General features: G+C 63.1%; 13 protein-coding genes. 5 read left to right on the top strand and 8 right to left on the bottom strand.

The window, feature by feature from the left end:
- Positions 1-5: 5 nt before the first annotated feature.
- The 8 genes from E5W70_RS02270 to E5W70_RS02235 form a co-directional block, all read right to left on the bottom strand.
- The gene (locus E5W70_RS02270) at positions 6-1,046 is read right to left on the bottom strand and encodes a 2-hydroxyacid dehydrogenase (protein WP_292653837.1); all 1,041 of its coding nucleotides are present in this window, start codon (positions 1,044-1,046) and stop codon (positions 6-8) included.
- Positions 1,047-1,053: 7 nt separating this feature from the next.
- Positions 1,054-2,616, bottom strand: a complete 1,563-nt coding sequence (locus E5W70_RS02265) for an FGGY-family carbohydrate kinase (protein ID WP_292653836.1) — start codon at positions 2,614-2,616, stop codon at positions 1,054-1,056.
- Positions 2,616-3,740, bottom strand: coding sequence for an ABC transporter ATP-binding protein (locus E5W70_RS02260; RefSeq protein WP_292653835.1), 1,125 nt, complete (start codon positions 3,738-3,740; stop codon positions 2,616-2,618). Before E5W70_RS02260 ends, E5W70_RS02265 begins: the two co-directional genes overlap by 1 nt.
- Complete coding sequence (locus E5W70_RS02255; protein ID WP_292653834.1) at positions 3,737-4,855, bottom strand: ABC transporter ATP-binding protein; 1,119 nt, start codon at positions 4,853-4,855, stop codon at positions 3,737-3,739. Before E5W70_RS02255 ends, E5W70_RS02260 begins: the two co-directional genes overlap by 4 nt.
- Positions 4,856-4,859: 4 nt before the next feature.
- Positions 4,860-5,717 (bottom strand): carbohydrate ABC transporter permease, encoded by an 858-nt coding sequence (locus E5W70_RS02250; RefSeq protein ID WP_023676025.1) that lies wholly within the window; start codon positions 5,715-5,717, stop codon positions 4,860-4,862.
- Between the two features lie 9 nt (positions 5,718-5,726).
- Positions 5,727-6,650: a sugar ABC transporter permease gene (locus E5W70_RS02245; protein ID WP_292653833.1), complete on the bottom strand. Its 924-nt coding sequence runs from the start codon at positions 6,648-6,650 to the stop codon at positions 5,727-5,729.
- A 152-nt stretch (positions 6,651-6,802) separates the two neighbouring features.
- Positions 6,803-8,248 carry an extracellular solute-binding protein gene (locus tag E5W70_RS02240; protein ID WP_292653832.1) on the bottom strand — a complete coding sequence of 482 codons (1,446 nt, stop codon included), beginning with the start codon at positions 8,246-8,248 and terminating at the stop codon, positions 6,803-6,805.
- 44 nt (positions 8,249-8,292) lie between these two features.
- On the bottom strand, positions 8,293-9,267 hold the full coding sequence (locus E5W70_RS02235; RefSeq protein WP_292653831.1) for a sugar-binding transcriptional regulator: 975 nt from the start codon (positions 9,265-9,267) through the stop codon (positions 8,293-8,295).
- A 238-nt stretch (positions 9,268-9,505) separates the two neighbouring features.
- Here E5W70_RS02235 and E5W70_RS02230 point away from each other — a divergent pair, with 238 nt between their 5' ends.
- From E5W70_RS02230 to E5W70_RS02210, 5 genes are all read left to right on the top strand, one after another.
- A complete protein-coding gene (locus tag E5W70_RS02230) occupies positions 9,506-9,871 on the top strand; it encodes a LacI family DNA-binding transcriptional regulator (protein WP_292653830.1) in 366 nt (121 codons plus the stop codon).
- 168 nt (positions 9,872-10,039) lie between these two features.
- The gene (locus E5W70_RS02225) at positions 10,040-10,549 is read left to right on the top strand and encodes a substrate-binding domain-containing protein (protein WP_366509649.1); all 510 of its coding nucleotides are present in this window, start codon (positions 10,040-10,042) and stop codon (positions 10,547-10,549) included.
- Positions 10,550-10,585: 36 nt separating this feature from the next.
- On the top strand, positions 10,586-11,854 hold the full coding sequence (locus tag E5W70_RS02220; RefSeq protein WP_292653829.1) for an ABC transporter substrate-binding protein: 1,269 nt from the start codon (positions 10,586-10,588) through the stop codon (positions 11,852-11,854).
- Between the two features lie 76 nt (positions 11,855-11,930).
- A complete protein-coding gene (locus tag E5W70_RS02215; RefSeq protein WP_292653828.1) occupies positions 11,931-12,776 on the top strand; it encodes a sugar ABC transporter permease in 846 nt (281 codons plus the stop codon).
- Positions 12,773-13,615 (top strand): carbohydrate ABC transporter permease, encoded by an 843-nt coding sequence (locus tag E5W70_RS02210; protein ID WP_292653827.1) that lies wholly within the window; start codon positions 12,773-12,775, stop codon positions 13,613-13,615. The genes E5W70_RS02215 and E5W70_RS02210 overlap by 4 nt, the downstream gene beginning before the upstream one ends.
- Positions 13,616-13,632: the final 17 nt, after the last annotated feature.

Below are 13,632 nucleotides of genomic sequence, written 5' to 3'. Positions count from 1 at the left end.
TGTCGTCAGCATGGATTGGCCGGAGGCAGACCGGCGATGAAGCGGCGCACTTCCTCGGCCGCCTGCTCGGCGGCGTAGGTCACGGTGCGTACCGACGCGCCGGCGATATGCGGCGTCAGCGTCACGTTCGGCAACTGCAGCAAGGGCCAGTCGGCAGGTACCGGCTCGACGGCGAACGTCTCCAGCATAGCACTGCCGATGTGTCCCGAGACGAGCGCCTCGTAGAGCGCATCGTAGTCGACCAGCGGTCCGCGCGCGGTATTGACGAAGATCACGCCCGGCTTCATCCGGGCGATGGCGTCCTTGCCGATCAGACCGCGCGTCTCTTCGGTGACCCGGGAGTGCAGCGTGACCACATCGGAGCGCGACAGCAGATCGTCCAGCGCAACCAGCTCGACGCCGGCATTGCGGTCCTCGGCGCTCAATTGCACATAGGGATCGCAAACCAGGATGCGGCAGCCGAACGCGCGCAGCAGCCGAACCAGCCTGGTGCCGATATTGCCGTAGCCGATGACGCCGACGGTCATTTCGTTGAGCTCGCGGCCGGTGCGGTCGGCGCGGTAGAGATCGCCGCGCCACTCGCCCTTGCGCAAGGCTTCGTGGCCGACGCGGATCAGCCGCGTCTCGGCGAGAATGGCGCCGATGGTGAACTCGGCCACGGCGCTGGCATTGCGACCGGGCACATTGACCACCGTGATGCCATGGGCCTTGGCGGCCGCCATGTCGATGTTGATCGGCCCACCGCGCGATACCGCAACCAGCTTGAGCGTCGGCAGGCGCTGCATCATGCTTTCGGAGAGCGGTGCAAGCTGGGTGACGAAGATTTCGGCGTCGCCAATGAAATCGACCACCTCGTCCGGATCACCGAAATACTCCTTGACCTTGTCGAGGCCGAGCGCAGCATTGCCGAATTCCATCGGCTCGTCGGGCCAAGCGGTCTCAACGGTGCGGATGTCGAGGTTGTCGCCGCAGGCCGCTTCGATTTTCTCGCGAAACACTTCCGGAAGCATGAAGCGGTCACCGATGATCGCAATTTTTTTGGGCATGCTCTTCTCAATTCACGTCAGTTTGCCTGGACGCGGCCATCGAACGCCAGACCGGCCGCAGCGCCTCATGCGCCAATGCGTAGGACGGAGCCATCGCCTCATAGGCGGCGGCAAGTTTCCGGTCGCTGGGCTCGGCCGCACGGAGCAAAGGTGTGACCCATTCACTGACGCAATCGTCCATCGATGCGTACTGGCCGACGCAGACCGCAGCAATCATTGCAGCGCCCGCAGCACCGGCCTCCTCGCGCTCGCTGGTGCGAATATCCGCGCCGACCGCAGCACCCAGGATCTTGCGCAGAGCCGGGCTCCTGGCCGCTCCGCCGGTCAGGCGGATTTCCTTGGGCAGCGGCCCCATGGCGGCGTAGCAATCGCGTGCCGCGAAAGCCAGCCCCTCGAACACCGCGCGGACCATGTCGGCATAGCCGTGCCTGGACGAAATGCCAACGAAGCCGGCCCTGGCATTGGCATCGACGAACGGCCCGCGCTCGCCGGCCTCCGAGACATAGGGCTGGTAGAGCAGCGAGCCTGGCTCGGACGACGATATCCACTGGTCGACCAGCGCGATCATCTCGCCATTGGTCCGCGTGATACCTTGCGAGGCGAGAATGCCGGAGGCGAGGCCAAGGACCCAGTCAATATTGAGCGTTGCCGCCATGTTCGACTGCATCTGCGCAAAGACGCCCGGTGCCGGCATCGTCATCGTGTAGCCGGTTGCAGCCTCGTTGAGCAGAACCTCGTCCGGCGTTTCGGCAAGCCGCATATGCATTCCGGTGGAGCCGATGATCGAGCATCCCGGCTTGCGCTCGCGATCGAACAGGCCGGCGCCGAGCGCCGTGCAGGCGACATCGACATAGGCCAGAACGACCGGTGTGCCGGCGAGCAGGCCGGTTGCATCGGCTGCTGCCGCCGACAGTGCGGTGCTTTGCCTGGTGCCATCGACGATGGGCGGCAGTAGATGCCGGAGATCGGTGACGCCGAGTACCTCGAGCACATCATCGCAATAGCCGCGCGTGCGGAAGTCGCCGAAGGTGAAGGTGCCCTCGGACGGGTCGGTGGCGCGGTGGCCGGTCAACTTGAAATAGAGCCAGTCCTTGCAGTGGAAGGCCGTCGCTGCATTGGCAAGCATCGCGGGCATGTGGCGCTTCATGAAGACGAACTGCGATCCCTGCTGGCAGGCAGCGAGCCCGCTGCCGGTCTTTTCGAAGCGCAGCCGGTCCTCTGGCCGCGCGCGGATCTCCTCGACGACCGCGGCAGCGCGCGCGTCGAGCCACAGCCAGCCCTTGCCTACCGGCTCGCCATGCTTGTCGATCAGCCAGGTGCCGTCGCCCTGCCCGGTCACGGCGACGGCAATGGTCCGGGTGGCTAGGTCCGGTACCTTGTCGGCAAGCTCGCGCAAGGTCGTCGCGGTATCGGCCCAGGTGCGGGCCAGGTCCTGCTCGGCGCCGCCGCCCGGCAGTGTCTCGTATTTATTGGGCAGCGCGGCGGACGCGATCTGCCTGCCCGCCGTGTCGAAGGCGACGGATTTGATTACAGACGTGCCGGCGTCGATGCCGATCAGCACATCCCGCATCAGGCAAGCTCCGTGCCGTGCGAAATGGCATTGCCGCTCGCCTGATCGAAGACGTGAAGGTTTTTCGGATCGATGCTGATCTTGATCGGCGCGCCAAGCTCCAAGCGGGTTCGGTCATGCTCGACCAGGACCAGCGAACCGCCGGCGAAATCGGCGGCGATGTGGGTCTGGTCGCCGAGCCATTGATTGGCCGAAACCGTCGCCGGCACACCGTCCTTCGAGCGGCGAACGGCATAGGGCCTGACGCCGATGACAACGCGCTGCCGGTTGAGCAATTCGTCGCGAACCGGGCCGCTGAACGCATCCTTGTCGTAGTCGAGCGAAAGCCCGTCGGGCAGCTTGAGACTGATCTTGCCGGCAGCCGTGCCGACATAGGCCTCGAAGACATTCATCGGCGGCTCGCCGACGAAGGTACCGGTGAACAGGTTTGCCGGCCGCTCCTTGAGCCTGTCAGGCGTGTCGAACTGCTGCAGCACGCCGCCCTCCATGACAGCGATGCGATCGGCCAGCGCATTGGCCTCGGTCTGGTCGTGCGTGACCAGGATCGCGGTCAGGCCGCGCTCCTTGATGAAATGCTTGATGCGGCCGCGCAGCACGGCGCGAAGCTGCGGCTCGAGTTGGCCCATCGGCTCGTCCAGCAGATGCAGGTCGGCCTCGCGGATCAGCGCCCGGCCGAGGCTGGCGCGCTGCTGCTGGCCGCCGGAGATCGAGCTCGGATAGCGCTCGAGAATGTCCTCGATCTCGAGAAGCTTGGCGATATTGGCAACCTTTGCATCGACCGCACTCTTCGCCAGCCTGGCGGCCTTGAGGGCGAAAACGATGTTCTCACGCACGGTCAGCGGCGGGTAGAGCGAATAGCCCTCGAAGGCCATTGCGACGTTGCGCCTGACCGGCGGCAACGTGTGCACTTTGCGGCCGGCAACCGCGATGGTGCCGCGCGAGACCTCTTCGAAGCCTGCGATCATGCGCAATGTCGAGGTCTTGCCGCAGCCGGACGAGCCGAGCAGCGCCACGATCTCGCCCTTGGCGATTTCCATCGTCAGGTTCTTGACGGCGTGTACGCCGCGGTCGATCGGACCGTAGAACTTGTCGACGCCCGAAATGGTGATTGCGGTCGGGCTCATGCCGCTTCTCCACTGCGCAAATTGACGACATTCTTCGAGCCGATACGCTCGCCGCTTGCCCGATCGAACAGCACGGCGCTTTTGCTATCGACTGCGATATGCGCCCGGCCTTCGGATTGGCCCGGCGTCCCGGACGGACGCGAGACCAGGATTTCACGGCCGCGCACGGTTCGCACCAGCGTGACGATCTTCTCGTTGAGCGGCGTCTCAGCCTCGACCGTCACCGGAATGGCGCCGGGCGTGCCTTCATCGACAAAGGCCAGCGCCTCCGGCCGCAAACCGATCACGCAGTCGCGGCCGACCGCCGCCTCATGAGCGCCGGCCAAATGGACCTGGACGTTGGACAAGCCGACATAGATGCCCTTGGCGTCCCGCGACGGCTTGACGTCCAGAAGGTTGATGGTCGGGTCGCCGAACAGCCGGGCAATCTCGACATTGGCTGGCTCGCGGTAGATCTGTTCGGGCGTGCCGAGCTGTTTGACGACGCCCTGCGACATCACCGCGATGCGGTCGCCGAGCGCCATCGCCTCCTTGTAGTCCTGGGTGACGTAGATGACGGTCGCGCCACGATCCGCCAGCAGTCTTGGCAATTCCAGCCGCATTTCAAAGCGCAATTTGGCATCGACGTTGCGCAAGGGATCGTCGAGCAGCAGAACCGGCGGCGAGCCGACCAGCGCGCGGGCAAGCGCGGTGCGTTGCTTCTGGCCGTTGGACAGCGCCCGCGGCTTGTGGCTGAGCACATGGCCGATTTTCAGCAGCTTGGCGACGCTCTCGACGCCGGTCGTTATCGTGCCTTGCGATGAGTGCTTCGCCTGCAGCGGCGTCGCAATGTTATCGAACGCCGTCATATGCGGGAACAGCGCGAAGTTCTGGAATGCCATGCCGACGCCGCGGAACTCGGCGTCGAGATCGGTCATGTCCTCGCCGCCGATGAGGATCTTTCCCTCGTCGGGGTCGATGACGCCGGCGACCAGCCGCAATAGCACCGTCTTGCCGGCGCCGGACGGCCCGAACAGGACCAGCGTTTCGCCGTCGGCGACGGTCAGCGACAGATCGTCGAGAACTGTCTGGCTTTTATAGCGCTTGACGATGTTTCGCAGTTCGAGGCTTGCCATCGGACTATCCTTTCACCGCGCCAAGCGACAGACCTTCGACGAGATAGCGTTGCGCATAGAGCGCGAGCGCCAGCGTCGGCGTGATCGACAGCACGATCGCCGCCGAGATCTGGCCATACTGGATGCCCGAAGACGTGATGAAGGCGAGCGCGCCGACCGTCACCGGCTGCTTGTCGGCCGAGGCGAGCACCAGCGCAAAAACGAAATTGTTCCAGGCAAAGATGAAGGCGAGCAGGCCGGCAGCGGCAATGCCTGGGCCGGCGAGCGGCAGCGCGATCTTGCGGAAGGTGGCAAACCAGGAATGTCCGGCGATGCGGTAGGCGTATTCGATGTCGGCGGGAATGTCCTCGAAATAACCGCGCACGATCCACAGGATCAACGGCAGGCAGATCAGCTGGTAGACCCAAATCAGCCCGATATAGGTATTGGCCAGCCCGAGCTTCTGGAAATAGAGGGTGAGCGGCAGGAGCACCAGCAGCGCCGGCGCAAACCGGAACGACAGCAGCGTGAAGGCAATGTCCTCCGAGCCGCGGAATTTGTGCCGCGCAAAGGCATAGGCCGCCGGAACGCCGAGCAGCAACGCGACGGCAACCGAGGTGACCGACAGGAAGACGGAATTCCAAAGATTGCGCATGAAGGCGATGTCGAGCGTGCCGGCTGCCGTCATCAGCTTGCCGGTGATCAAGGCAGTGTAGTTGGCGAGCGTCGGCTCGAAGACAAGCTGCGGCGGAATCCGCAGGATTGTCTCGTTAGTCTGGAACGACATCATCAGGATCCAGACGATCGGGAACATGAAGAAGATCACAACCAGCGCCAGGGCAATGCCGCGCAGGATGCGTTCGAGAAGCGAGGTGTGTTCCACGCCAGCCTCCTATGCCTGGCCGCGGGCGCGTTCGCGCAGCCGCAGCCAGTTCTTGATGAAAATGTTCGAGAGGAAATAGGTGATCGCCCACAGGATGATCATCAGCGCCGCCGAGCGGCCGACATTGGTCGACTGGAAGAAGTTGAGATAGGCCTCGACCTGGAACACGGTCAGCGTATCGCCCGGACCGCCCTGCGTCATGGCGTAAATGATGTCGAACTGCTGGATGGAATCGAGCAGGCGGAACAGCGTCGCCGTCAGGATGTAGGGGGTCAGCATCGGCAGGGTGATGCGGAAGAAGACGAAGCTGCGTGGCACGCCATCGAGTGCTGCCGCCTCGAATGGCTGCGTCGGCAGGCTGCGCAGGCCGGCAAGCAGCAGGATCATGATGAAGGGCGTGTAGACCCAGATGTCGACGAGAACGACGGTGAGCAGTGCCGTCGACGGCGACGAGGCCCAGCGGAAGTCCTGCAGCCCGATCAGGCTGGCGAGGTAGCTGAGCACACCGAAGCCGGGATTGGTCATCAGCTTCCACATCAGCGCGGCGAGCGCCGGTGCCGTCATCAGCGGCATCAGCAGCATGATCGAGATGAAGTTGTTCAGCGTCGAGCGCTTCTGCAGCAGCATGGCGATGCCGAGACCGAGAAGCAGTTCGAGCACAACGGTGATGCCGGCGTAGAGCAGCGATATCTCCAGCGTGTTCCAGAACTTCGGGTCGGTGAAGAAGGAGATATAGTTGTCGCCCCAGTTGAACTGCCGCGCCCAGGGCTGGCTTAACCGGTAACGCTGGAATGAATAGACCACCGATGTGAAGAACGGGATCAGGATGCCGATGCAGACCAGCAGGGCCGGCAGGCTGAGGAGGTAGGGCAGCACCCGCTTGCTGATCCTGAAGCCCGACGGCCTGTTTCTTTGTATTGTTGCCGCAGTCATCTGCTGCTCCGTCATCCTGTTGCTTCGCCGTCCCGGCCGCCCAAGGGAGCAAGGCGGCCGGTCGGGCGAGCAGGCGGCACCTTTCGGGACCGCGTCGCAAACGTATCACATCTCAAAGGCTGGCCCGCGGACGGGTCAGCCTTGGCCGCGGCTTAGCCGAGCCCGGCTTCCTTGAGCTGGCTGTTGATGCTCTCGGCCAGCTTGTCGAGGCCCTCGTCGACCGGCACTTCCTTGGCCACCATCTTCTGCAGCGTCGCCGCCCATTCGGTGGTGAGATCGAAGAACAGCGGCTGCGGAGTGAACTTGATGCTGGCGCCTGGCGCCGAGACGTCGAACATCTCGACATAACCCGGATAGCTCTTGTTCAGCTTGTCGCGGAACATCTGGTCGTTCCAGACCGACTGACGGACCGGATTGACGAAGTCCATCTTGGTCGCACCGAACAATGCATGCTCTGGCCCGGATGCCCACTGCATGAAGTACCAGGTGGCGTCCTTGTCCTTGGAGAAATTGGACATCGACAGCGACCAGATCCAGATGTTAGGCGTCGGCGCCTTGGCGGCAGGATTGGCCTTGAATGCCGAAAAGGCGAGCTTGCCGGCCATCTTGTTGTCGCCGCCATTCATGAAGTAACCAAGGATGTCGGCGTCGTAAATCATCGCCGAGGCACCTGCACCGAGATCGGTGCCGACTTGGTACCAGGTGTAGGTCGACCAGTCTTTCGGGCCGCTCTCCTGGATCATCTGGACCCACTGCTTGTGGAAAGCCTTGGATTCGGCGGTGCTCATCGCGGCCGACAGCTTGCCGTCAGCCGAGACGTTCAGGTCCTTCTGGTCGAAATTGGCGTAGGCCGACAGGAAGCCCGGGTGGATCGTTGCCCAGGAACGCGAGCCGCGCACGCCGATGCCGTAGACGCCACCGCCGACATCCTTGGTAAGTTTCGCCGCCGTAGCGACCATCTCATCCATATTGCCGGGAACGCTGACGCCGACCTTGTCGAACATGCCCTTGTTGTAAGTGATGTTGTTCTGTTCGAAGCCCCACGGAATGCACCATTGCTTGGCGTCTTCCGAACCGAGCGCGCCGCCCGGCTTGCCGTTCCAGGCGCAGGAATTCTTGACGCCTGGCAGGAAGTCGTCCCAGGCATATTTCGGGTTGGTCTTGGCCGGATCCTTGATCCATTCGTTGAGGTCGGTGATCCAGCCGGCCGGGCCGTAGGTCCAGGTCATGTAGGCGCCGGTCATGAAGGCATCGTATTCGGGCGAGCTGGCCGACAGCGCGGCGGTAACCTTGTCGAAATAGACGTCTTCGGGGAACACGTCATAGACGACTTCCATGCCGGTCAGCTTCTTGAAATTGTCGAGGTTGGCAATCATCGCATCGGCATAAGGATGCTTGTTGAGCAACAGCTTGATGGTCTTGCCCTTATGCGCCTGCCAGTCGAAATCAGCCGCCAGGGCGCGGGTCTGCCCGAAATTGAGCAGTGTACCGGCGGTGCTGGCGGCAAGGCCCATTGCACCGAGGCCCTTGATCAGCCCACGGCGGTCGACTTGTCCACGCAGGAATGCGTCGATGAGGTCTTTCTCTCTCTCATGCATTTCTCTTCTCCTCCACAGGGTAGTTTCAACGAAATGGTTGCCGGCTACCCGACCGGCGTCTGCTCCACGAGCGATCGCGCCGTCCGCTCGTCGGTTATCAAGCCTTTGAGATACCGGCCCTCCAGCACTGACTTGATGGCGCGAACCTTCACCTTGCCGCCGGCGACGGCGACAATCCTGCGGTTGCTGATGTCTTCGCGCGCCAGCGCCAACGCACGGTCGGAAAGTGTCGTCGCAACGGCCTTTCCGGCGCCGTCGAAGAAATGCCCGAGCAGTTCGCCGACGCCGCCGTTGCGGCGGATCTCCTCCATCTCGCCCTTCTCGATCATACCGGTAGCGACAAGCGAGGCCTCACGTTCGGCGGTGCCGATGCCGGCGATTAGCAAGTCGGCGGACTTGGCGAGGTCGAAGACATCGCTGACGCCTTTCTGCCCGAGCAATACGGTTCGATCCTCGACCGTGTTGGCGAACATCGGTACGGGCATCACATAGGCTTCCGCACCGGTCCGTTCGGCGACGCGGTGGATGACGTCATGTGGATTGGCCGAGAACTTGCGCGTCAGGCCGCCAAGCAGCGAGACGAAACGGATTCTGCCGGCCGATATGCGCGGCAGATATTCCACGCAGGCGGCGAGTGTGCGGCCGTGGCCGACGCCGATCAGCGCCTCTTCGCCGCGTTCGATCTCGCGTTTGAGAAACTGCGCGCCGGCGATGCCGAGCGCCTTGAGCGGCAGGTCTTCGGCATCGAAGTCCGGAACCACCTCGCAATAGTCGAGGCCATACCGGCCGGACAATTCGTCCTCGAGCTCCACGCATTCGGAGACTTCGCCGTCGATGTAGACTTTGACCAAGCCTTCCTGATTGGCCTTGGTGATCAGGCGATGCGCCTTGAGGCTGGTCAGGCCGAGCCGTTTGGCGACCTCCGACTGGGTCAGGCCGCCGGCATAGTGAAGCCAGGCGGCACGGGCTGCCATGCCTGTCTCATCGTCGCGCAGCAGGCCGTTGCCAAAACCAACCATTTCTGCCCTTTGATATTTTTATCAGTTGCTGCAAAATTTTTCACAAGGCGCCGCCCGAGTCAAGCAACCGCTGCGTTTAAATCTCCATCCGGGAGCTTGCTGGCAGAACCCGGTCTTGGTCGAACAAGGGCCAAGCGGATCAACGGGCAAGAATCAAATACGGCTTGCGCGCATTTAAAACGTTTGCAATTTGACCTGGACTGATTACAAACGTTTCAAACTTCGTTCGGGAGGAACGATGCCGGCCCGCGTTACGACCCTCAAGGAACTTGCTGCCCAGCTCGACCTGTCGATCACCACCGTTTCGCGCGCGCTTGCCGGCCACGAGCAGATCGCCTTGAAAACGCGCCAACGTGTCACCGAGGCCGCGCGCCAGGCCGGCTATGTGCCGAACACGGCAGCCCGCACGCTGGTCTCCGGCCGCAGCGGTTTTGTCGGCATGGTGCTGCCGATCCGCGGCCCCAATCTGGTCGATTCCTTCCTCGGCGAATTCGTCACCGGGCTCGGCGAAGGGCTGGTTTCGCACGGGTCCGACCTGATCCTGGCCGCAGCGGCGCAGGGCCAGTCGGAACTTTCCGTGCTTCGCCATGTCGTCGAATCCTGACGCGCCGATGGGGTCGTCGTCACCCGCATCGCCGAGGTCGACGAGCGCCTTGCCTATCTGCGTCAACGCAATTTTCCGTTCGTCGCGCATGGCCGGCTGCTCGACGGCGACTTTGCCTACCATTGGCTCGATACTGATGGCGCGCACGCATTCGGCGAGGCCTTCGACATGCTCTACGATCTCGGACACCGCCATTTCGGCCTGGTGACGATTTCCGAGCCGATGACGTTTCGCCATCTCAGGCAGGATGGGCTCGCTGCCGCGATCGCCCGCCGAGGCGATCCGTCGGTCAGGCTCGATGTGGCGACGGCGCCGCGGTTCGATCGCGGTGCCCGCATCCAGGCAATCAACCGGCTGCTGCACGCCACCGAGCGGCCGACGGCCATTGTCGCGCTGTTCGACGAGCTGGCGCTGACGGTGATGGAAGAGGCTGCCCGCGCCGGCCTTGCCATTCCTCGCGACCTTTCGGTGATCGGCTTCGACAACATCGCCGCCTCAGCCTACGCACCGCCGGGGTTGACCACTTTCGACGCTTCGATCCGCCAGTGCGCGCGCGAGATCGGCGAAATGCTGTTGACTGTCATCGGCAACAGGCCGGACGCGCCGCTGACGCGACTGGTCCGGCCGACACTCGTGTCGCGGGCAAGCCATGGCCCGGCACCCATAGGACGGAACTGACGCCTTAGCGGCGCACAACCAGGGAGGAACACGACGATGAATGCGTTGAGGAGATTGGCAGGCGCCGTGCTGGTGCTGTCGCTCGCTGCCGGTGCAGCGCAAGCCCAGCAGGTGTTGTTCTGGTCGACACAGGCGCGACCTGTGGAAGAGACGCAAAAAATGCGCGGTGAGGTGCTGAAGGGGTTTGACGGCCAGGTCGACTATCAGGTCGCCGAGGACGGGCCCTGGCTCACCCGCCTTCAGGCCGAACTGCAAGCCGGCTCCGGCACCATAGGCGTGCTCGGCGGCCTGCACGGAGACTTCTCCACCGTCGGCGCGAACCTTGTCGATCTCTCTGGCGTCGATCTCGGTGGCGTCAAGGTCAACGAGACCTACAAGAAGCTCGGCATGCTCGGCACCGGCGAGCAGAAGTACCTGCCATGGATGCAGGCCAACTTTCTGATGGCGGCCAACAAGCAGGCGCTGCAATATCTGCCGGCCGGGACCGATCTCAACACCATCAATTATGACCAACTGATCGAGTGGGCGAAAAACATCGCTGAAAAGACCGGTTCGCCCAAATTCGGTTTTCCGGCCGGCCCGAAAGGGCTGAAGCACCGTTTCTTCGAGGGTTTTCTCCTTCCATCGTATACCGGCTCGATGGTGACGAAGTTCCGCTCGGCCGAGGCCGAGACGGCGTGGAACAAGTTCAAGGAATTGTGGCAATACACCAACCCGAATTCGACCAACTACGCCTTCATGCAGGAGCCGCTGCTAACCGGCGAAGTCTGGGTGGCATTCGATCACGTGGCGCGCCTCGCCGACGCCTTCAACCAGAAACCCGATGACTTCGTCGCCTTCCCGGCGCCGGCCGGACCGGCAGGCCGCGGCTACATGCCGGTGGTGGCCGGTGTCGCTATCCCGAAGACCTCGCCTGACATGGACAAGGCCAAGGCGCTGGTCGCCTATATGCTGAAACCGGAAACCCAGATCGCGACGCTGAAGGCGACAAACTTCTTCCCCATCGTCGACGTTAAGCTGCCCGACGACATGCCGGCCTCGGTAAAGGCCTTCAGCCCGGTGATCGCCACCATGACCGGTGCCCCGGATGCGCTGCCGGCGCTGCTGCCAATGGGACTTGGCGGCCTCGGCGGCAAGTTCAATCAGATCTACACCGACAGCTTCGAGCGCATCGTGCTCGGCGGCGAGGATGTGCACGGCGTGCTCGACGAACAAGCAACGGCGCTGAAGGCGATCACCGACCAGGCGAAAGCGCCGTGCTGGGCGCCCGACAAACCCTCGCAAGGCGCCTGCCCGGTCGATTAAGAATCCTGCCCGGGCGTCCGGATTTCCAGCGCGCCGGGCGCCCACCCCTTTTGAAGCTTCGAATAGAGAGCGCTCCATGCACGGCAAGGCCCTGCCCTATCTGCTGCTGACGCCGGCGACGCTGTTCCTCTGTGTCTTTTTCCTCTTTCCGTTCGCGCTGGTCGCCTTCGAGGCGTTCACCCGCGACGGCGGCTTTACGCTCGACAATTTCCGCACCATGGCGGGCAGCTGGAAGTTTCCGGTCACCGTTCGCAACACGCTGCTTCTCAGCGCCGTAGTCGTGCCCATCCAGCTGGTCATGGCGTTGCTGATGGCAACGATGGTGTCGCGGCTTGAAACCGGGCGCAGCGCCGCGCTTTACATCTTTGCTATTCCGCTCGGCATCTCCGATCTCGCCGCCGGGCTGATCTGGCTCGCCATCTTCGACCAGTCCGGCTTCCTCAACACCTTGCTCTCCAATCTCGGCGTCATCGACAGGCCGGTCATGTTCCTCGGCTACCAGAGCAAGCTGACGATCTTCATTGCCGTGGCGCTGGCCGAGATCTGGCGTGCGACCGCCATCATGATGGTCATTCTGGTCGCCGGCATGGGGCTCATTCCCCGGGAATACTACGAGGCGGCGGAGGTCTTCGGCGCCAGCCCGTGGAAGCGCTTCATCAAGATCACGCTGCCTCTGCTGCGCCCAAGCCTGCAGACGGCGATCATCCTGCGCGTCATCCTTGCCTTTGAGGTCTTTGCCGTGGTTGCAGCACTCGGCGGAACCAATCTGCCGGTGCTGATGGGCGAGACCTACAATTGGCAGTTCACGCTGCAGGACCGCAATGTCGCCGCCGCCATGGCGCTGTTCATCCTCGCCATCTCGATCGGCTTCACGCTGTTCTTCCTGCGGGTGCTGCGTGTACCGAAGGAGGCGCGGATATGAGCACGGTCGCGGAGCTGTCGATCGCCGCGCCTGAGGCCCGCAAAGCCGGCAACTGGTTGCTGGTCGCCACCGTGATCCTGCTTTGCGTCTGGGTGCTGCTGCCGATCTATCTGTTGATCGTCAACGCGCTGTCGTCGCCGGAAGAGGTGACCGCCTTTCCCAAGCGCTTCTTCCCGTCATTCGATTTCGGCAGCCTTTCTTTCTTCATCAATTTCGCCGGCGTCGCCAGGGCGCTGTGGAACTCCGTCCTCGTCGCCACATTGACGATGCTCCTCTCGATCGGCTTCGGCGCACCCGCGGGCTACGCGCTGTCGCGCTTCGAATTCCCGGGCAAGGAAACGTTCCGTTTCCTCGTGCTGATGACCCGCGCCTTCCCGCTGCCGCTGCTGGCACTGCCGCTGGCGGTGATGTTCATCCGCACCGGCCTCGACGACACCGCGATCGGGCTGGCGCTGGTCCACACCACACTGGCGTTGCCGTTTGCGGTGCTGATCACCTTCTCGCTCTTCTCCGGAATTCCCGTCGAGCTGGAGGAAGCGGCCTGGACGCTCGGCTGCACGAGATTGCAGGCATTCCGAAAAATCATTCTACCGCTGGCGCTGCCGGGTATCGCGGCATCGGCGGTATTTGCCTTCACCATCTCCTGGAACGAGGTGTTTGCCGCCGCCGTGCTCACCATCGAGAACCGGACGCTGACCGCCTTCCTGCTGCAGAGCCTCGGCGAATCGCCGCTCTACCTCAAATTCGCCGGTGGCGCGGCACTGGTCATCCCGGCGCTGATCTTCATCTTCGCCGTTCGCAAATATCTGTTCGCCATGTGGGGGATCGCCAACCGATGACGCGCACAAAAGAGAAC

Source organism: Mesorhizobium sp., assembly GCF_005063415.1.
Classification (GTDB): Bacteria; Pseudomonadota; Alphaproteobacteria; order Rhizobiales; family Rhizobiaceae; genus Mesorhizobium.
This window is presented reverse-complemented; position numbering and strand designations above follow the sequence as displayed.